Here is a 19298-nt window from a genome sequence, read left to right as displayed (position 1 = left end):
AGGTTGGGGAGAGTAACTCTCCCCTTTTAATTATGAACAATAAAAAAAATAGCTTCGCTGGTTTCTTATTCGTAATTTCATTATCTTTTAGCACTGCAGGTTATGCAGCTGATGAGTTGGAAATAGACGGTTTATTACTCGATAGAAGCATTAGTCGCTTTGGTCATCAATTTTATTACGAGTTCTCAAATTACTGGCGAGACTTACCCTCAACTGCAGGGTTTAATATTGAAATTAAAGAAACAGTAATCCCAAAAGCAGGCACTAAACTTTCTTTAATAATGAACAATAGACTGGTGTATGCAACATACTTAGGCCGAAGGTTAGAGCCACTAGATCAACGTGTTGAACAAGCCGTGTATACCGTAATTGATGCAATGGCTCGTGAAAATATGGCAGTGTCGTCTCCCGATATGGCCATAAATGGATGGTAAAATGAGAATAATAATATTTATAATAACAACATTAAGCTTTTCAGCCGCCGCGACTGAAATAATTTATACCCCAATTAACCCAAGCTTTGGCGGTAATCCTCTCAATGCGAATATGCTACTTAGCAAAGCACAAGCTCAAAATAAACATAAAGCGCCAGTAATAGAAAAAAGTTACACCGAGCAATTTCAAGATTCTTTAGAACGCACTTACTTAAATCGAATGGTAAGAGAAATAACAGATATGGCGTTTGGTGAAAACATAGACGACAGTATTTTCAATCAAGATTCCATATTTATGAGTGGCGATTACCAAATAGAAGTTATAACCAGTACCACAGATAGCATTACCGTAAGAATAACAAATATAATTGATGACACCGTGGTGATCATTGAAGTACCGAGGTTTGGATAATGTATAAACTACTTATAACAATTGTAGTTCTTAGCTTAACGGGCTGCGCAAGTTTGGGAAATTTAATACCACCACAGCAGCAGCAAGCAATGAGCTTAGAGCCAACAGAAATTTTTTCTGATTTAAAAAACCTACCCAAACCCATGGGTAGTATTCCTGTTTCAGTTTATTCATTTAGAGATCAAACAGGTCAATATAAACCGCAAACAAATGTGAGCTCATTTTCTACCGCTGTAACTCAGGGGGCTAATTCAATACTAATACAAGCCTTACATGAGTCGGATTGGTTTACACCGGTTGAACGTGAGGGTCTGCAAAATATACTAACAGAGCGAAAAATCATTCGGGCGGCTCAATCAGATAATCCAAATCAACCAGATTTACCCCCATTAACAACCGCCAAAATAATTTTAGAAGGCGGTATTATTAGCTACGACACCAATGTAAAAACAGGTGGTTTAGGTATGGAATACTTTGGAATAGGCGCATCAGAGCTTTACCGTGAAGATGCTATTTCAATATACTTACGTGCTGTTGATGTACGAACAGGGCAAGTATTACTATCGGTAGCAACCAGCAAAAAAGTACTGAGCCAAGAAATGCGTGCCGGATTTTTTAGGTACGTAAGTTACAAACGATTAGCTGAAGCAGAAGCTGGCTTTAGTGATAACGAACCTATGAGTATTTGTGTTACCCAAGCAATAGAAAAAGCACTTACAGACCTAATAACAAAGGGCATTGATAAAGGGTTATGGGCCAAAAAAGTAAGTTAATAATTAAGATAAATAAGGCTACTTTTAAGTCGCCTTATTTATACAAAAATTTGATCCTGAAAAGGTTATTTAGCCATTGGCAGTAAAACAGAAATATAACGTTGTGCCCAATTAGCTAGCTCTACTCGATTACGCGAACTAGTTTTTTTAAACGCACTGTATAAATGGGTTTTTACTGTGTGATCACTTATATTAAGTTTATCGGCAATAGCATTATTACTGGCACCTTGCGCTATGAGATAAATAACCGATTTTTCTCGTTTAGTTAAATGATCATAATCATCTTTTTTTATTTCTATACCATCGTACAAACTGTTAAATGATGATGCTACAGCCAAAATATCATTGAATGCGATTGAAATAATTTTTCGTGCAAACCAGAGTTCACCAGCATTTATTTTAACTAACCCTTTAAAAATAACTTCTGGAGGATCCGATTTATAAAATACGCCATTGAAATGATTGAGAAGTAAGTTCTTTTCACATACCGTTTCTCGCTCAACATTAAAGACAACAACGTTACAGTGCTTCGCTAAGCAAATTAAATCGGTGGGAATAAGGTCTTGCCAATTATTTTTAGTGCCATCAATCAAAAACAAATCATAATGCGATCGTTCTTCTAGCTGAGGTACTGTGTCATCCATTTTTATATCGGTAAACAGCGCTTGTAGTGTTCTTAATATAGCGGTGTAACTATGAGAGTGGAAAGATGACTGAAAAGTTGTTCTTACAAACACGTGATTTTTATGTGACATAAATTTCATCCATGAAACGTTTATGCAACATTACCTAAGTTATAGGTAACATACAATCCGATAATGGTATTAAAAAATTATAAGTAACCCAATTATTTAAAACTCTGGATTATTTAATAACGTATAAAATCTTGCCGTTACACCATTAGTCCAACCAAAACCCTGCTGTACTTGATATTCACCACCACTGGCTAAAACCGCTGGTGTGCACACATTGTATTTTTCGAGTAAACACTTATTTGCTGCAAAGTTTTGCTCAACCATATTTACCCAATTTTTCATTATATGTGTACTCAATTGTGTAATACCGTAGTTATTAAGCCCTTTTACCGCAAACCATTGTAGTGGAGCCCAACCATTTGGACTATCCCACTGCTGAGCCGTTTGAGTAATAGTTGTAACAATGCCACCCTCTTTTAAAAATTTATCGGCTAATCTTGTAGCTACCTTGATTGCTTGCTCATTACTGGCTAAATTAACAAATAAAGCAGTAGTTGCCGCTGCACTAAGTATTGGAGATTGAGTCGTTGTACGGCAGTTATAATCAACAAAAAAACCGGTTGGTTCATTCCAAAGGTAAGCATTAATAAGCGCCTTGCGATTGCTAGCAAGTAATTGGTAATGCTCTGCTTGTTCACTATTGCCGAGCAATTGAAAGAATTTGCTTAACTGATTCTCTAAGTTATACATAAGGCAGTTTAAATCTATAGGAACAATATCAGTTGTTTGAATAGAGCTTAGTAAATTAGATTCACCAAGCCAACGAGAACTAAAGTCCCAACCCGACTCACATGCAGCGCGAATATTACGATAAAAATCAGAGTTTTTCTCCTTCGCCAACCCTTCCGCTAGCGCTAAATCTTCACGCAATGACTCTGCTCTTGGCTCACTTACATCGTCCCAATAACGATTTAAAATACCACCACAAGGCATTCTTACTACCCGCTTTGAGCTCAATACATGAGTCGAAAGCAACTGCGCGCCTTGCATCCAAAATATATATTCTTTTTCAAGTGCTGCAACACACATAGCAAGCCATTGCGTATTGAGTGATTTACTATGCGTATGTTCCCATAATAATTCGACCATGAGTGCTAAAACAGGTGGCTGCGAGCGTGATAAATAATAGCGACGGTTACCATTTGGAATACAACCATAATCGTTAATTAAATCGACAAAGTTAAGTAGCATATCTTCAACTACATCACCTTTATCTGCATCGATTAAACCCAATGCTGTAAAATAACTATCCCAATAGTAAATCTCTTGAAAGCGCCCGCCAGGCACAATATAGCTGTGCTTTAGTGCTAGTAATGAATCTTGCTTTGGGGTATCAGCCTCTCTTCTAAGGCCATTCCATAACGAGTCTATATAATGTTTAACCGATGACGTATCAGCCTCAGTGCCCATTGCTAGCACTGGGGAAGTAATAAAGTGTGCGTTTACAAACTCACTAAGCTGCGTATTAGTTAAAGGCGCTAATTGTTCATAGCTTTTACATGCACTTTGCCAATTAACACGCGCAATTGCATCTGCGAATGTTTTACAGTCGCTAAATACATGCTGCATTTGAACATCTTTAAATAATTGGCTGTCAAAAAAACTCATAACTTTCCTTACTGTTAAGCTGTCGTTGCGTGTTGTGAGATAGCGTCGGTTCGCTTTTTGAAAAAAATCACGCTAATAAAAATCAAACTAATGGGAACCAAAGAAAGGTAAAACGCATGCTGGCCACTAAAGTGCTCAAACACATAACCAGTTATTATTGAGCCTGTTGTGCCACCAAGTGCTGAAAAAACTACAATTAAACCAGTCATAGCTGCATGGCGATGTTTTTCAAGAGCGCTGAGCATAACTGAGTTAAGTACCGGATAAATAGGCGCCATGAAAAAACCAATTAACGGTAAAATAAATGCAGCAAGTGGTGCATCAAATAAACTAATTACTGTATTTTCAGTAACATTCTCAGTAAGCGGTAGGGTAATAAGTATGAGGCCAGCCATCGCAATTAAACAACTGCTCAATACAACAAACCAGTGAATGTGTTTAAGTACTTGCCCTGCCACTAAGCGCCCAAACGCAAGTGCCGCAGCAAAAATACTGGCCAGCTGGATACTAATAGCCACAGGGAGTTTTAAAACTTCATTATTGAATGTGGGTAGCCAAGTACCTACGCCCTGCTCAATTAATACGTATAAAAAAGCGCTAATTATAAATATGAGTACCAGCGGTTGATATGTTAGCTTAAGCATGGCGATAAAATCGAACCAACCAGAGCGTTTAGTTTTACTTATAATGGCGGGCTTTATAGGCGCAGCAATTACGCTCGTTATAACTATTAGGGTTAGCGCTGCCAGTAAGTAATAAACGTTGAGCCACGCGGTTGAATCGTTTGGATCTATAAAAGCAGTAAAAATCCAATAGCCACTTAACACACCAACCATGAAAATGCCTTCAATGGTGTTTAACAATGAAGAGTGGCTATTTGCATCATCTGTCACTTGGCCGATAATAGAGTAGACCGACACTTTAACCACAGCAAAGCCACAACCAATGGCGGCAAATAAAATTTTAAACGCATAAAAGTCACTAATTAAAGCCGTACTTACACAAGCAAGGGCAACAACAGTAAGTGCCCCAAGCATGGCCAGTTTATAGCCTAGGCGAGGAATAAACGAAGCCACTACAAATGACATTATCGCAATGGATAAATCTTTAAACCCCTCAAGCACTGAAGCTTCTGTTTTACTTACCCCAAGGGTATTTATTGCCTGCAAAATAACGGTGCCCACGCTATTTAACAAAATAGCGAAAATAAAGTAACTTGCTGCAATTGCCAGTGTGACTTTTGTTTTACTCATAATTACCCTCGCTTTAAAGCGTTATTTAAACGCTATAACGACCTTTATTGTATGCCCATAACGAGTGCATACACAGTGTGTGTTTATATCAGTGAGGTTTGAGTTTAGTTTAGAATAGCCATCAATGCAATCGTTTGCATTTTAAATTTAACATTAACTCAACATGATTTATAAACTATCGTTTACTTGATTGGCGGGTAATCAGTTCAATATCAATTACTTGTGATTCAACTTTTTCACCAGCTAGTTGCTGCATCAACTTTTGAACTAATAGCGTGGCTGCGTACTGTGTGTTTTGTCGGATAGTTGATAATGAAGGGTGGCTAATGTCGGCCATAGCAATATCATCAAAACCTACTAGAGCGACATCATTAGGAATGCTTACATAACGCTCTTTTAAGGCTTTCATGGCACCTAAGGCAACCATATCACTACATGCAACTATAGCATCAAAATAAAGGCCTTTTTCACGCAGTAATTGGTTGATTGATTGATACGCTGAGCTACTTGTTATATCAATAGATACAACATGTTGCTCTAATTTATGAGATGCTAATGCGGCAGAGTACCCTCTATGACGCTCACTAATTTCACCATGTTCTGGATCGCCTAAAAATACGATGTTTTTAGCTCCGTGCTCTATTAAATGCGTTGTTGCTTGCAAGCCTCCCAAGTAATTGTCACTTCCTACAATGGGGTAGTTGCTAGGTGTTTTAGGATCTCCCCATACCACCAGCGGAATACCTGCGTTAGCTGCATTTTCTATATTGGTTTGGTTTTTACCTTGACCTACAACAATAATACCGTCTGCACGGCGGCTATTAATAAAATAATTAGCCCAATCGTCTTGCGCCATGATTGAATTAGATAGTAAAAGCTCTAACCCTTGCTGATTAAGTGCAAGATTAATTTCGCTCACTACTTTAAGTAAAAACGGATCGCTAATCGACTGCTCTGTTTGTTCGTCAAGGTTAATTATAACCGCAACTACATTGGTTTTTTGTGTCCGCAACCGACTTGCAGCCGTATTAAGACTAAAATTATGCTCTTTAGCTAAGCGCTGAAGTTTATCGCGCGTTTCTTGTTTAATTAGCGGGTTATCATTAAGCGCACGCGAAACTGTAGAGGTAGACACGCCTGCTAGTTTCGCTAAATCAGTTAATTTAATTTTTTTGTTATTCATGATCTTCCTAAATAGTCGCTTACCACTGATCAATACAATTATCTAACTCGCTGACAATATAGCATTATTATTTTTTGCTGGCGCGAACAACGACCCAAAAAGTGTTTAACATATAAATAAGCTCAATAAATAAACTATATAAATTCATAAATAATTTACAAATAAATATTGCAAACGTTTGCATTTATCTCTAAGGTTTCAATATACACAGTCTATTTACAATGATTTTTAGTAAAAAGACTGCAGAAATATACTGTTTAATACACTAAAAACGGGATCACACACATGAAAATCAGTAAAGCAAAAAGTACACTAGCGTGTGCCATTACTTTAGCGCTTAGCACTCAATGCGCATTTGCTGCAGAGCAAACACAAGAAAAACAAAAAGTTGAGCGTATTGTAGTATCGGGAACACCCACAGGTGTTGGAATAAGAAAAATAGATGCCAGCTATGCGGTAACTAATATCGATAGTGAACAAATTATTAAATTGTCCCCAAAAAGCACCGCTGACTTATTTAAAGCAATACCTGGAGTTTGGGTAGAAAGCTCAGGTGGTGAGTCAGGTGCGAATGTATTTGTTCGTGGTTTTCCTGGCGGTGGAGATGCCCCATTTTTAACGCTAAGTATTGAAGGTTCACCAATTTACCCAGCGTCAACCTTATCGTTTTTAGAAAATTCATCAATGTTTCGTGTTGATGAAACCATTGAAACTGTAGAAGCACTACGTGGTGGCCCAAACCCTGTTTTATCTAACGGACAACCAGGGCTAACAACCAACTTTAGGTTAAAACGTGGTGGCGAAGAAACAGAAGGCTTATTTAAATACACAACTTCTGATTACGACTTACAGCGCATTGATGCTGTAATGAGTGGTGAAATTACTGACGATTTATACTTTATGGTTGGCGGGTATGTAAAAAGTTCACCAGGTATTCGTGATGCGGGCTTTACGTCAGAAAAAGGCAGCCAATTTACAATTAACATCACTAAAAACTTAGATAACGGCGAGCTTAACTTTTATACCCGCCAAACTGACGACCACGGCGCGTGGTACTTACCAACACCACTCAATGTTGATGGTATTGACGCACAATACACACAACTAGGCACGCTAAATCGCCAAGCAACAATATTTACAGGGCCAGATTCGCAAGCACACGATATTGACTTAGGTGATGGCCGAGGCTGGGACGGTCATGTTTCAGGCGGTAGTATTAAGCTCAAACTTAAAAATGGTTGGCACTTTTCAGATCGCTTTAACATTACTAAAGGCGATGCAAACACCTACGGTTTAGTACCAAGTGGCTCAGCAACAACCATTGGCGCAGTCGCTGATAACGGTCAAACGGCGTTTGGGTCAGTAACAAATACTGAATATGCAAGCGATACACCTGTTCAACAGCTTGGACGATGGGTGGTGCTTAAAGAAATCAGCTCATTTACTAATGATTTAGCTTTTTCTAAAAAATTTGGTGATTTATCAACAACCTTTGGTTACTACACCGCAAGCACTTCAGCAAAAGATTGGTGGAGCTTAGGTAACACTGCATACCATGTACTTGAATCAGGTGGCGAAGCATTAACCGGTATTGAATGTAACCAAAGCACCGATGGCTGTGATTTTAACTACGATATTAGCTCAACAGGTGATGCCCGAACTAACGCGTTTTATGTTACTGGTGAATACAAATTTGCTGATGTGTTTACACTTGATGTTGGCGTACGTCAAGAAAACCACGAAGTACATTACAGTGTAGATGAAGGCCTTGACGGCATTATTACTAAAGCCGTTAGCTACGATGAAAGTAAAACCTCTTGGACTACAGGTTTAAACTACTCAATCAACAATGATATGGGTGTATTTGCTCGTGTTAATCGTGGTTATAAAATGCCGTATTTTGATGATTTTAGAGATAACTTTGATGCTTACCAAGGTGGCGAAAAGCTTATTAAAGAAATTACTCAAGGTGAACTAGGTTATAAATTAATTACTGAATCAACCGACTTTTATGCAACCGTATTTGTAAACGAAGTAAAAGGCGACACCTTTGTACGTCGCCCAGGTGTACCAGCAGAAATTTTAACAAATGAAGCGTACGGTATAGAGCTCGATTATAACTTTAATCATGAGTCTGGTTTTTCTGTTAATTTAAACACCACATTGCAAGATGCTGAAATTACTCAAAGTCCAACAAACGATGGCAACCAATCCCAGCGCCAACCAAAATGGCAAGTACGTGTAACGCCAAGTTACGACTTTGAGCTACAAGGTATGTATGCAACTTTATACGGTACACTTTCAGCGGTTGATGATCGCTTTGGCAATAACGAAAACACTGTAACACTCGATGGCTACGAAAAAGTTGATTTAGGTTTAATATTAGAACCAATGGAAGGCATTAAGCTTCAAGTAGCAATAGATAACTTAACAGATGAGCAAGGCATTACAGAAGGTGATCCACGTAATGCTGATGCACCAAATGGTCGTTACATTATGCCTCGTACAACGCGCTTTAGTGTAAGTTACGCGTTTTAAATAAAATACAATATAAAGGGAGCATTCGCTCCCTTTCACTTTAATTAACCTAAGCAAATAAATTTAAAGGCTAAAGTGAATTACTCAATACTCGCTTTTAATTTATTTAACGCATCAACCGAAAAACCTCGGTCATAAAAATATAAAATTTCGCCGCTGTTATTTATAAGTACCACACGTGAGTTATTTGGGCTTTGATTACCTGTAAACTTTTGTACCGCTTCACCATCTTTATAAATAGTAATTACCCCGCCCCATAATTCTTTAGGTATGCCTTTGCGCATACCGCTGTCTATAAATGTGCTAAACATACGTGGTGCCATACCTGCAATGGTTGGTAGTTCGTAAGTTGGAAGCGTTACACCCGCCATATCTAAACCAATTAACCAACGGTCTATATCAAACTGGCTGTCTTGCTTGTAACCAATAAGCAGCAGTGTTTTATCTGCGTTAAAGTCGCGGGGTATAGTCACTATGTTTTGCTCTAAGCTTTCACCGCTAATATTGGGAAACTGCTTACCTGTAACTTGCTGATTTGGGTACTGCGATGTACATGCGCTCAGTAATATAAAAATAAAAACACTTAGTATTGATTTCATTATGATTAAGTTCCTAACATTTTGGTTTTATAATAACGTTTGTTTATATGTTTTAAAAATTACAAATATCTAAATTCAAACACTCTGTTTTGCCATATATTCATGAAACTTATCAACCTTCATTGGTCGGCCGTACTTCCAACCTTGCCCGTAATGCACTCCCGCAGTTTTTAAAATAGCTTCTTGCTCACTAGTTTCGATGCCCTCTGCAACACAGGTATAATTAAACTTTGTCACAAGCTCCATAATGTTCGGGATCATAGAAGCCTTTAGACCCTCAGTTGCTATATCTTGCACAAATGTACGGTCTATTTTTAACTGATGAAAGCTCAAATTTTGTAAATTTTTTAAATTAGAATAACCCGTACCAAAATCGTCTAATGACAAGTTAAAACCCGATTTGACCAATGTTCTAAAATGCGCATGAGCAATACTGGTATCAAGGTATTCATCTTCGGTAATTTCAAGGCAAATAATAAATCGAGAATTAGTAAGTTCAGAAACTTGCGTTAAAGATGATACATTTCCTTGCTCTACATCACATGGAAATATATTAAGCGATACTTTAAAACCCTCAGGTAAAATATCAATAGCTGTAAGTTCCTTAAGCACCTTTGCAATCATTGCTTCAGTGAATTTCCAAGTTAAATTATTTTTTCTGAGTAACGGAATAAACTGATCTGGGTAGAGTGTTCCATATTTATCTTTAAAACGAGCAAGTACTTCACAACCTATTACTGTGCCTGTTTGCAAACAAATAATAGGTTGGTAGGTCCAATAAAAAGAGTTTTTATTTAAGCCTAAACGAATACGATTAAATGTAGAACGACGATCGGCAATCAGATTATCAACAAGTAATGCACTCGATACTCCAGCCAAGCAGGTTAAAATGAGGGATATAATTAGTAAAAAGTGATTTTTAGCAAAAAAATTATTCCAAGGCATATGAAGTGCAACGCAGTAATTGCTATTTTGTTCACTGCATACCAGCTGCCTTTCATAAGGAAGATAAACATTATTGACTAACGTATCGTAAACACCACTTTGCCCTGCCAAATGATTAATAGAACGCTTATGTTTATAAACAACTTCCCACATGGGTGAGCTAATTACGTCATCATTAAATACTTTAGTATCTATTATTAGATTGTAGTCACCTTGACGCACTATAATAACTTCCATTGGGCGGTCACTAAACAACAATAAATACAATTGAGGTTCAAAGCGTACTCGAATATTTTCATCTACAATAATATAATCTGGGCTTTTATCATTAATAACTTTATCTAACAACCCAGCTCCTGTAGTACATACAAGCTGATTGTTCTTAAAAAAACCTATATCTATTACATATTTTGCATCAAATAAAGCACGACGCATCTCAAGCAACGTTGCTTGGTCACATTGTTTAAAACCGAGGTTATTTAATGGAGTAAGAATTCTGCGCCGTTCTTGTACTGCGGTATCGATATGCTTAACTAGGTGTGTAGCGTCTTCACTTATTGTAGCTGCTAGCTTTTGGCCTGCAAAATAAAGTAGTATCAAGCTCCCTGTCACAAAAACCAAGATGCCAGTTAGCAATGCTATTATTGATTTCTTATGGCCTTTTTTCATCGTATCCTTACTAATATAGTGTGTGCTTTAAATACACATTTTATAAATACATAATGACTTAAAAAATAAATAAATGGCTTAACCAAGTTTACTTTTTCACAACGTCGTAAAGCGTTTTGGCTATTACTTGATGCTGACTCTCACAAATATGAATTCCATCTTCTAGTGATACGTGCACTAAAGATTGAAGATCAATAAATATAATTTTTTTATTTTGTGCAATATTTTTGAATTGCTCTTTTAGCGCAACGTTTTTGCACTCCGCACCTTCATAAACATGCTTGTAAGGGCCTCTACAACGTACATAGGCCGGGCTCAAAATAATTATTTTTGGCTTTTCATCATGTTGATTATTTAAACTATAAAAATCAAAAATATCATTAATTAAATTATTTAGCCCCAGAGCAATGCATTCTGGAGCTAAATTAAAACGCTTTTTCAGATCGTTTGTCCCAAGTGCAATAATAATTACATCGAGCGCATACTCTTCCAAATAAGGTTTTAAATAACTAACACCCGAAAGTGAACCGTTATACGGCGGATGGTTTACTAAGGTACGATTGGGTTGCCCTGCTTCAATAATATTAAAGCCTGACCCTAATTTTGTGGCTAATTGTGATGTCCAGCGAATACTTTCGTCAAAACGCCCTCCTGTAACGGGGTTTAAACCCCAAGTATTAGAGTCGCCAAAGCATAAAATGTTTTTTATCATTAAAATGGATTCAACGTATAGCCTTGCTGTTGTAGTTGGGCATGAGCAGTCATCGCAGAAAGTGACATTTTAACGCCAGGAATAAGCTGTTCAGGAGTAACTTTAAAATATGTAGCTGACTGACCACACACAAAAACCTGTGTATTATTTACGAGTAATTGTTCAATTAAGTACCGGTTTTTATTATCAATATTAAACCGTTTTTTATATTCGCTATTAGCTAACACGTCAACACTTGCGCTACCGTGCACAACTAAAGCGAGTTGTATATTTTCAGGCTTTACACCATGCGCTACATGCATGTTAATAAAACGCGCTAACGAATTTATTGAATTATTTTGCGCGCCTTCTTTAGCGCCATCAGCAACATCAAAAGCTATTCTAAACGAGGTAGAAGCACTAATTGGCTCGTGTTTTGGTACATTATAGAAGCTGCCAAACCCTTTGATCGGGAGTTCATTAGCTTGTGAAAGCGGACTAATAAGTAAAAGTAATAGTAAATATTTCATAAATCCTGTGTTTTTAAGTAATCAAGCCTATTTAATATACTACCAAAAGCAGGGCGTGTTGATCTTTTTGGATGAAGTTCGTTCAAATTAAAGACTGTTTAATTACGATGCAAAACTTGTAATCAATAAATGAAAGAAGTGCAACACCTTCGCTCTGCTCGAACAGCGTTTATGGGATGTTATTTCTATAAAGGAGTAATAACACGCAGCCGCTATATTGCCTGCGTGTTAACATCTAAAAATAAACACCCCGTCGAGGAATAGGTTGTTTATTATGCTGCCGATTGCGTATTTTTATGGCTATGGCTTACAAAGCGCATACCTAAATAACCAAAGGTTTGCTTAAACATCTGTACAAAGGCATCAGGGGCTTCAAAAGAAGAGGCATTTGATAGCAACGAGAACTCTTTTGTACGTAACGCGCGTAACTTAGGCTTTAAGTTTTCGTCGTCCATGTAATCTGTGATCCGATCGATAAAAGATTTCATTTGTACCGTGGTGTTATACCAATACACGGGGGATGCAAAAATCCAATGTTCATAATCGAGTAACGACTCAAAAACAGTATAAAAATCATCATTTTTATAGTTCTTACTATAGCAGTATGGCGGTATTTTATAGTCATCAAGACAAATAACGCGAATATCATTTTGCTCTGCAAAACTATTAGCATGTGCTGATGTATTTCCTTCTCTACGTGCACTTGAATAAATTATTACTGAATTTTTTTTAATTTTATATTGCATTTAACTCGCTCCTTTTTTTATGTTGGGAGCAGCTTAAAACCTCAACCATTATTGAGGTCAATATATGGATTTAAAATGAGCACAGAACAAAAAAAATTAACAGAAGCTAACCTAACCGTCGGCTATGTGGCAAAAAGAAGTGGTGTAAAAGTATCAACCCTACATTTTTACGAAACTAAGTATTTAATAAGAAGTTGGCGAAATAGTGGTAATCAGCGTAGATATAAACCCGATGTACTTCGCCGTGTGGCGGTTATAAAAGCAGCGCAAACAATGGGAATTACGCTAGAGGAAATTAAAAACACGCTAGCCACACTGCCAGACAACAGAACCCCGACCAAGCAAGACTGGTCAGCGCTTTCTAAGCATTGGCAAGCACAGCTCGACGATCGCATTGCTTATATGCAGCGTTTACGTGACAAAGTAGATGGCTGTATTGGTTGTGGCTGCTTATCACTTAAAAACTGCCCTATTTACAATAAGGATGATCATTTAGGAGAGCAACAAAGTGGTGCTGTATTGTTAGATAAAGTTGATTATACCAATTCTCCTAATTAAGTGATCTATTTTGAGGTAAAAAAATCGTGTCGATAACAAGACAGAAATTTTTAACGCAGTTAGCATCAGATTTAATCCCTCAAATTGATTAAGTATTTTTGCGGGTTGGTATAGCAAGGGTAAAACGTTTGAAATTATTTGTCAGTGCTTTAAACCACTAGGGCTATTTAATCGCACCGCGAGGCTTGTAACCGAGTGAGCTCGGTAACTGCTCATGCGTTACTTATTCTTACATCCATGAAAGAATAAGTAAAAATAGAGCAAAGTTTCCGCGTCCTGTTCACGCCCTTACCTGCATTTATGTAAGCAAATACCCCCTAGGACGAACCCAAGGGGAAATGCATGCTTGGCATTTATATTACTTTATCACCTATTTGTGGGAAATAACCACATTGCATAGGCTCTGCCTTGTCTAAAAATAAAACATACTGGTGTAAATTGAACTCCAAAAGAGAAACAAGCCCTGAAAGTAGTAACTAACCTGAACTCTGGATAATAAATCAATCTCGATCAGCTATTTTCAGCGTTAACTAAATTATCTCTTTTAACCTAAACCATTTAAGCCATCTCTAGCAGCTCGGTATAAAGCACCTAACGTAGAATCAAACACCCATTTAATAAAGCTGTAAGTAAGCTCTACAGCTTTATTAATAACTTTACCGGCAAACACTAACATATGCCCTAATAAGCCTAGCGTTTGTACTGCAAATGATGCAGACGCCTTTGCTATTTTATCGATAGTACGAGCAAGCATATCGTAAAACGTTAATCCGGTTCCAATAGCTGCTTGTGCAGCGACAGCGCTGTAATAGCCCGCATCTTTTAACAAGGTGATTAATGCCGCACTTAATTTATCAGACCAATGCGCATTAAATGAAGCTTGGTTTCTATCTTCAAACTTTAAACGCACTGGTGTGCTTAGAAAATGATTAGCTTTTACGGTTAAGTTATTCCAATCACTGCTGTTTGCCGTATTAATATAACCAGGCGTTCCGTCCAACTTATGAGCAGCACCTTTAAGACCTTGCCCATTATCTAAACGGATTTCTTGCCCATTATACGGTGCATGTGAAAATGGCCATAAAGGGACTTTAGCAACTGGATCAGCGCCATGGGTGCAACGGTAAATTTTATCAATTCTCGATGTCGCTGCCCTTGAAAAACCTTCAAGCCCTACTCGCGGTGAGCCAAATGTATACAGCTTTACTGGTAATGAATATTCCGCTTTGATCCAATCAGCGGATAACGTAGCTAAAGCACCACCTAAACTATGGCCAACAACATGAACACCACCCGTCATTTTATTCTTAATATTAGCAGTGACAAACTCTTGTAGCTTAGGCTTCATAGTATAAAATGTTTTATTAAACCCCGCATGCACCATACTACCGTTTGAACCACCACTTAAACCAAAATGAGCATCAGTTAAGCCATCACGTATTGTATCGGTCCCTCTAATAGCAATTACAGACTCCCCTTTAAAAGCCCCCGTTCCGTGACCAACTAGGCCAAAACCAGAACTTAATCCAAATAGGTGCGAAATAAAGCCGCCTGATACACCTTGTACTGAACTAGGACTTACAGAAAAGTCAAACTTTCCACGTAAAGCCGGAGATAAAGAGTTATTAATTAGATCCGTACTTTTGATATCTTTGGCATCATAAGCAAGTAACGCGAGTTGTACCGCTTGTGCAGGTGTTAATGTATTCATGCTAAATCCTTTTAAATTGTTTATAAACTAAATTTTACAGGCTGTATAAACTGTAAAAACGTGTTCTTTATCTTCAACAACCGGTATATCGTAAGTTTGAGGCTCTTTTGCAATGTCGCACACTAGATTATTTAAATACTCATTCAAAGTTTTACTTTGCTTATGTAAACCAATTCTGGCAAACCATAAAACAATATCTTTCGAGTTATCTTTTTTTATGTAGATGTGCTGAATTAGAGACCCATTATCGAACATATTCGCTGGCTTAGAGGTTTTAATAACTCGCTCAGGAAAAGAAAAATTACCATTATCGTCTGACGTCGTTTCATCTAAATACTCATCACCAAAAGTGAATGACTTAAATATGGTAATATTCGCAAGTGGTTTACCATCATTTAGCAGTTGACCACTAATCGGAACTGATAAAGTAAAATCCTGCTTTTTTGAAAAGCCAAACATATCTGCAAAAGCCTGTGTTGTAGTAAAAAAAATAACGGTAATAGACACTACTACCAGTAAAGAAATCTTTAAACGTGATAATAACAAAGCAAACTATCTCCCAAGTTTTAGCTATACATTACGTAATATATATTTCTATTTAATTACACTCTTTAAGTGCTTTTTATTTTAAATAAAAAGCGATAATCAAACTTATTAAAACTAAAAACTCTAATAAAATACAATTATACTGCATGCATTTGGAACAAAAAACAACCAGTTTATTTTTTATCCGTACTGCGCTATACATCAGGGCAAAATCGTAGATTTAACTCTGATTTAAAAGTATGTTCTTATACTGTTTAATGAATGAATATACCGACCTATAACAACCATTGATTTAAGTACTCAACGTTAAAAAATAAGTCGTTAACGGTTTATTTTTTGAAAGTAAGTTTTAAGTTTTAATAACCCAGATTCAAGTTCAAACTTTTGTATTTTAGGATTTTTAAACTTAAAGCCGTTTGAAATATGAGTATTAATCATCGTCGCCATACCTTCAAAGCCATCTGGCGCTGTAGCCACTAAATCAAGAAGTAAAGGCTGAATAAGCGGTCGATGCCCTTCTATTAAAGTGGGGGTCTCGTATATATCGTAAACGAGGTTGGTTAGTGTGTTCTGTTTTTTTTGTTCCATGTAATTTCTATAGCGCTTTAAATTAAAGCGTTAATAGCTCCTTTATATTTCAGTTTTCATTTAATGATTCATTTTTAATTGAGCTTTCTCTTTTGCTAACTGCAATAGACTAACAGCTTGCTCTTTGTCATAAGCTAAAGCGCTGTGTTCAATAACATATTGCGCATGCTCTTTTACTGCAAGCCAATTATGCTGCGATTTATATAAACTTGCTAACTCAAAATGCGCCGATGTAACTAATGAATTTGGCAATTCTGCATCTAATGCTAAAAATTCTTTGTGAAGGGAAATTGCATTATTAATATCTTGCCCCACAAACATGCCACTTCCATATAACCAAGCCAACGTTGAATAAGCTTCTATCTCTTTTGCCGCAACCCGCTTTCTGGCTTCCTTTAATAATCGAGTTCCATCTCCAGTGTGAAGGCTTAATGTAATCAATGCCTTCCAGTATCCCATTGAATAAGCTTTTTCACACCACTCCTCAAGATACTCAGGCGCGTTAATTAAGCTTCTATGGCACTGCTGTGCGGCGGTTGTTACAGTTAAATCTGGGGCATTTATATCTATAGAATTATCCCACCGAGGACCTGCGGCATAAATGGAAGGCGCCATTATAATCAACAATAATAATATTTTGGTCATATCATCATTTCCTTAAAATAGCTTTTTCAGGAATATGCACTGTATAAGAAGGTAGTGGTGAAGGTATATATGTTCCTTTTCTGTAAAAATAAGTTTCTCTTAGTGGTTTTTCGGCATCAGCTTCCCCCTTACAAGCTCCATTGTCATTACAGGTAACTCCACCTATGTACTCTATGATACTAATACGACTAACTTTTAAATTTAGCATAATAGAGTCAATTCCAATATGCTTGTTGCCAGCATGAAACGCATGATACCTATGCATAAATGTAACAATTCGAGAGCCTTTTTCTAATTTTAAGCTTTTACTTAAAATATCTGCCCACATATGGTTTCGTTCAATATGAGAGTCAGTACATGAACCGGTGTCTGCTTGCTCCCAATTACAACGCCCATCAATTTCATCCATCATTTCAATAGGCATATCTAAAGGAATAATTTTCATTCCAAGAGAATTAGCCGCTTTTACTAACTCTCCATATCCTGTACTTGAAGCATTAGTCCAATTCCATTTTGATTTAAAGTGTTGCTTGATTACATCAAACCCCTTGCCTGTACGCTGATAAAAATCTATTTTTTCTTTTATTTTTACAGGTAGCATTTCCATTGCAAAATGAGTAAAGCCCGCATCTTTGAGTTGTTTAAGAGCCTTTATAGCTTCATATTTATATGAGACAGGGCTATGACTTGACTCTGCAATAATTACCAAACGCGCATTACCGGCCATTGTTTTATAATTTACATCCGTGTTTATCTTATTCACTGTATTTCCTTATGTTTTAAAACTTAGTCGGTTAATTAAACCCATACTCTATATTTAAGTGCCTGCTAACTACGAGCGATTAAGCTAGTTCAAGGTTTATCCGAGCCCTGAAAAGTAAACTTAATAGCCAATACCAATATATGATGAAACTTTTATAGCAGTTATAACCCCCGCCAAAATTAGGACGGGTATCACTGTGATTTGTTATTGTTGTTCCACATAACTTCTATAACGCTTTAATATTTAGGTGAATATATTTAAAGTTTAATTTTTTTTCTTGGCTTGCTTTTGTAAGTCTTTTGCAACTGCTATGCGGCCCTCTCTGTCGGCATTATCTATGACGTATTGTGTATGGGTTATTACTTTTTCCCACATACCCAGTTTTTCATATATTGCTGCCAATTCATAATGGGTAGAAGCTTCAAGAAAGATTACTTGGTTGCTCTCTTGGGACAAGTAAAGTTCATATAAGCGTGCTGCTTCTCTTATATCTTTTTTAACAAAGCGACCACTTTGGTATAGCCAAGCTAATGTATTTATAGCATTAGCGTCACCTTGATTCATTCGCGTATTTAATTCATCTAAATAACGAGAACCATCCCCAGTATACATACTAATATAATACAAGGACTCCCAGTGACCCATTACATAGGCTTTTTCACACCAAAGTAATAATTTATGTGGGGCATGCATAAAACTTTTTGCACATTGCTTTGCAGCCGTATCTGATGTCAAACTTGAATCATTAATATCTATATCTGGAAACATAGATGCGTTAGCATGTACAAAACTCAATAAAGATAATGCGAACACAAACGAAGTTAATCCTTTTACCATTGGAAAGACCCATCACTATTTATACGTTTTTCGGGTAAGTGTACTTGGAAAGATTTAACTGTATTTTCATATGGGAAGCCATCTTTGTAAAAATATTTATCTTTTAAGGCCTCCTTTTGGCTAGACACGCCCTCACAGCGCCTATCACTGTAACAAGATAAACCACCAATAAAATCTATAAAGCGAACATTTTGAATACCATGTTCTTTAATTAATGAATCAACTCCTATTTGGTACTTTAAATTCTTAACCGCGTGCCATCGACTCATAAAAGCAACAACCTTATTTTGCTTAGAACTCTTAAGGATTCTAGCTAAATTATAAGCCCAAAGAGCGTTTCTGAATGTATGTGCATCAAAACATTTTCCAGTAAGAGCTTTAGCTGGTGGACATACACTATCCATTACCTCCATAGTTTCAATATAAACATCTAACGCTACAATTTTTAATCCAAAATCACGTGAAGCCTTTACAAGTTCACCATACGCATATGGTGTTAAATAACCATGGGTCT

21 protein-coding genes are annotated in these 19298 nt (G+C 37.0%); 5 read left to right on the top strand and 16 right to left on the bottom strand.

The window, feature by feature from the left end; translation table 11 throughout:
• Window positions 1-32 precede the first annotated feature (32 nt).
• The 3 genes from P20495_RS17030 to P20495_RS17040 are packed head-to-tail and all read left to right on the top strand — an operon-like array spanning window position 33 to window position 1619.
• On the top strand, window positions 33-434 hold the full coding sequence (locus tag P20495_RS17030; protein ID WP_007378426.1) for a curli production assembly/transport protein CsgE: 402 nt from the start codon (window positions 33-35) through the stop codon (window positions 432-434).
• The gene (locus P20495_RS17035) at window positions 424-846 is read left to right on the top strand and encodes a curli assembly protein CsgF (protein ID WP_033015061.1); all 423 of its coding nucleotides are present in this window, start codon (window positions 424-426) and stop codon (window positions 844-846) included. The genes P20495_RS17030 and P20495_RS17035 overlap by 11 nt, the downstream gene beginning before the upstream one ends.
• Complete coding sequence (locus P20495_RS17040; protein WP_007378428.1) at window positions 846-1619, top strand: CsgG/HfaB family protein; 774 nt, start codon at window positions 846-848, stop codon at window positions 1617-1619. The genes P20495_RS17035 and P20495_RS17040 overlap by 1 nt, the downstream gene beginning before the upstream one ends.
• A 65-nt stretch (window positions 1620-1684) precedes the next feature.
• Here P20495_RS17040 and P20495_RS17045 read toward each other — a convergent pair whose 3' ends face one another.
• The 4 genes from P20495_RS17045 to P20495_RS17060 all read right to left on the bottom strand — a co-directional run bounded on the left by P20495_RS17045 (window position 1685) and on the right by P20495_RS17060 (window position 6418).
• Window positions 1685-2374 carry a helix-turn-helix transcriptional regulator gene (locus P20495_RS17045; RefSeq protein ID WP_008134135.1) on the bottom strand — a complete coding sequence of 230 codons (690 nt, stop codon included), beginning with the start codon at window positions 2372-2374 and terminating at the stop codon, window positions 1685-1687.
• Window positions 2375-2470: 96 nt separating this feature from the next.
• A complete protein-coding gene (locus P20495_RS17050) occupies window positions 2471-3982 on the bottom strand; it encodes a trehalase family glycosidase (protein ID WP_008134133.1) in 1512 nt (503 codons plus the stop codon).
• Window positions 3983-3996: 14 nt separating this feature from the next.
• Entirely contained in the window at window positions 3997-5235 is a 1239-nt protein-coding gene (locus tag P20495_RS17055; protein WP_008134131.1) for a sugar MFS transporter, read from the bottom strand.
• Window positions 5236-5410: 175 nt separating this feature from the next.
• Window positions 5411-6418: a LacI family DNA-binding transcriptional regulator gene (locus P20495_RS17060; protein WP_007378432.1), complete on the bottom strand. Its 1008-nt coding sequence runs from the start codon at window positions 6416-6418 to the stop codon at window positions 5411-5413.
• Between the two features lie 285 nt (window positions 6419-6703).
• Between P20495_RS17060 and P20495_RS17065 the strand changes: the two genes are divergently transcribed.
• Window positions 6704-8956 carry a TonB-dependent receptor gene (locus P20495_RS17065; protein ID WP_008134130.1) on the top strand — a complete coding sequence of 751 codons (2253 nt, stop codon included), beginning with the start codon at window positions 6704-6706 and terminating at the stop codon, window positions 8954-8956.
• Between the two features lie 80 nt (window positions 8957-9036).
• On the opposite strand, the gene P20495_RS17070 is transcribed toward P20495_RS17065, so the two are convergent.
• The 5 genes from P20495_RS17070 to P20495_RS17090 form a co-directional block, all read right to left on the bottom strand.
• Entirely contained in the window at window positions 9037-9555 is a 519-nt protein-coding gene (locus P20495_RS17070) for a hypothetical protein (RefSeq protein WP_008134129.1), read from the bottom strand.
• 75 nt (window positions 9556-9630) lie between these two features.
• The gene (locus P20495_RS17075; RefSeq protein ID WP_008134128.1) at window positions 9631-11169 is read right to left on the bottom strand and encodes an EAL domain-containing protein; all 1539 of its coding nucleotides are present in this window, start codon (window positions 11167-11169) and stop codon (window positions 9631-9633) included.
• 88 nt (window positions 11170-11257) lie between these two features.
• Window positions 11258-11881, bottom strand: coding sequence for a GDSL-type esterase/lipase family protein (locus P20495_RS17080; protein ID WP_008134127.1), 624 nt, complete (start codon window positions 11879-11881; stop codon window positions 11258-11260).
• Entirely contained in the window at window positions 11881-12390 is a 510-nt protein-coding gene (locus P20495_RS17085; RefSeq protein ID WP_008134126.1) for a DsrE family protein, read from the bottom strand. The genes P20495_RS17080 and P20495_RS17085 overlap by 1 nt, the downstream gene beginning before the upstream one ends.
• A 272-nt stretch (window positions 12391-12662) precedes the next feature.
• Window positions 12663-13136: a flavodoxin family protein gene (locus P20495_RS17090; protein WP_008134125.1), complete on the bottom strand. Its 474-nt coding sequence runs from the start codon at window positions 13134-13136 to the stop codon at window positions 12663-12665.
• A 75-nt stretch (window positions 13137-13211) separates the two neighbouring features.
• Here P20495_RS17090 and soxR point away from each other — a divergent pair, with 75 nt between their 5' ends.
• The gene (gene soxR / locus P20495_RS17095) at window positions 13212-13694 is read left to right on the top strand and encodes a redox-sensitive transcriptional activator SoxR (RefSeq protein WP_008134124.1); all 483 of its coding nucleotides are present in this window, start codon (window positions 13212-13214) and stop codon (window positions 13692-13694) included.
• A gap of 544 nt (window positions 13695-14238) precedes the next feature.
• Here soxR and P20495_RS17100 read toward each other — a convergent pair.
• The 7 genes from P20495_RS17100 to P20495_RS20100 all read right to left on the bottom strand — a co-directional run.
• Window positions 14239-15405, bottom strand: a complete 1167-nt coding sequence (locus P20495_RS17100) for a lipase family protein (protein ID WP_008134123.1) — start codon at window positions 15403-15405, stop codon at window positions 14239-14241.
• Window positions 15406-15432: 27 nt separating this feature from the next.
• Window positions 15433-15951 (bottom strand): DUF6795 domain-containing protein, encoded by a 519-nt coding sequence (locus P20495_RS17105; RefSeq protein ID WP_008134122.1) that lies wholly within the window; start codon window positions 15949-15951, stop codon window positions 15433-15435.
• A gap of 321 nt (window positions 15952-16272) precedes the next feature.
• Window positions 16273-16539 carry a hypothetical protein gene (locus P20495_RS17110; protein ID WP_008134121.1) on the bottom strand — a complete coding sequence of 89 codons (267 nt, stop codon included), beginning with the start codon at window positions 16537-16539 and terminating at the stop codon, window positions 16273-16275.
• A gap of 60 nt (window positions 16540-16599) precedes the next feature.
• Complete coding sequence (locus tag P20495_RS17115; RefSeq protein ID WP_008134119.1) at window positions 16600-17184, bottom strand: hypothetical protein; 585 nt, start codon at window positions 17182-17184, stop codon at window positions 16600-16602.
• A 4-nt stretch (window positions 17185-17188) separates the two neighbouring features.
• Window positions 17189-17947, bottom strand: a complete 759-nt coding sequence (locus P20495_RS17120; RefSeq protein WP_008134117.1) for a ChaN family lipoprotein — start codon at window positions 17945-17947, stop codon at window positions 17189-17191.
• Window positions 17948-18211: 264 nt separating this feature from the next.
• Window positions 18212-18784 (bottom strand): hypothetical protein, encoded by a 573-nt coding sequence (locus P20495_RS17125; RefSeq protein ID WP_033015055.1) that lies wholly within the window; start codon window positions 18782-18784, stop codon window positions 18212-18214.
• The coding region (locus tag P20495_RS20100) for a hypothetical protein (RefSeq protein ID WP_033015052.1) at window positions 18778-19298 on the bottom strand (521 nt) is incomplete at its 5' end. The genes P20495_RS17125 and P20495_RS20100, both read right to left, overlap by 7 nt.

This window comes from Pseudoalteromonas sp. BSi20495 (assembly GCF_000241185.1).
Lineage (GTDB): Bacteria > Pseudomonadota > Gammaproteobacteria > Enterobacterales > Alteromonadaceae > Pseudoalteromonas > Pseudoalteromonas fuliginea.
This window is presented reverse-complemented; position numbering and strand designations above follow the sequence as displayed.

Bases quoted from the DNA above. Each gene is read 5' to 3' on its own strand.
- P20495_RS17030 (WP_007378426.1), top strand. From the start codon at position 33: ATGAACAATAAAAAAAATAGCTTCGCTGGTTTCTTATTCGTAATTTCA.
- P20495_RS17035 (WP_033015061.1), top strand. From the start codon at position 424: ATGGATGGTAAAATGAGAATAATAATATTTATAATAACAACATTAAGC.
- P20495_RS17040 (WP_007378428.1), top strand. From the start codon at position 846: ATGTATAAACTACTTATAACAATTGTAGTTCTTAGCTTAACGGGCTGC.
- P20495_RS17045 (WP_008134135.1), bottom strand. From the start codon at position 2,374: ATGTCACATAAAAATCACGTGTTTGTAAGAACAACTTTTCAGTCATCT.
- P20495_RS17050 (WP_008134133.1), bottom strand. From the start codon at position 3,982: ATGAGTTTTTTTGACAGCCAATTATTTAAAGATGTTCAAATGCAGCAT.
- P20495_RS17055 (WP_008134131.1), bottom strand. From the start codon at position 5,235: ATGAGTAAAACAAAAGTCACACTGGCAATTGCAGCAAGTTACTTTATT.
- P20495_RS17060 (WP_007378432.1), bottom strand. From the start codon at position 6,418: ATGAATAACAAAAAAATTAAATTAACTGATTTAGCGAAACTAGCAGGC.
- P20495_RS17065 (WP_008134130.1), top strand. From the start codon at position 6,704: ATGAAAATCAGTAAAGCAAAAAGTACACTAGCGTGTGCCATTACTTTA.
- P20495_RS17070 (WP_008134129.1), bottom strand. From the start codon at position 9,555: ATGAAATCAATACTAAGTGTTTTTATTTTTATATTACTGAGCGCATGT.
- P20495_RS17075 (WP_008134128.1), bottom strand. From the start codon at position 11,169: ATGAAAAAAGGCCATAAGAAATCAATAATAGCATTGCTAACTGGCATC.
- P20495_RS17080 (WP_008134127.1), bottom strand. From the start codon at position 11,881: ATGATAAAAAACATTTTATGCTTTGGCGACTCTAATACTTGGGGTTTA.
- P20495_RS17085 (WP_008134126.1), bottom strand. From the start codon at position 12,390: ATGAAATATTTACTATTACTTTTACTTATTAGTCCGCTTTCACAAGCT.
- P20495_RS17090 (WP_008134125.1), bottom strand. From the start codon at position 13,136: ATGCAATATAAAATTAAAAAAAATTCAGTAATAATTTATTCAAGTGCA.
- soxR (WP_008134124.1), top strand. From the start codon at position 13,212: ATGAGCACAGAACAAAAAAAATTAACAGAAGCTAACCTAACCGTCGGC.
- P20495_RS17100 (WP_008134123.1), bottom strand. From the start codon at position 15,405: ATGAATACATTAACACCTGCACAAGCGGTACAACTCGCGTTACTTGCT.
- P20495_RS17110 (WP_008134121.1), bottom strand. From the start codon at position 16,539: ATGGAACAAAAAAAACAGAACACACTAACCAACCTCGTTTACGATATA.
- P20495_RS17115 (WP_008134119.1), bottom strand. From the start codon at position 17,184: ATGACCAAAATATTATTATTGTTGATTATAATGGCGCCTTCCATTTAT.
- P20495_RS17125 (WP_033015055.1), bottom strand. From the start codon at position 18,784: ATGGTAAAAGGATTAACTTCGTTTGTGTTCGCATTATCTTTATTGAGT.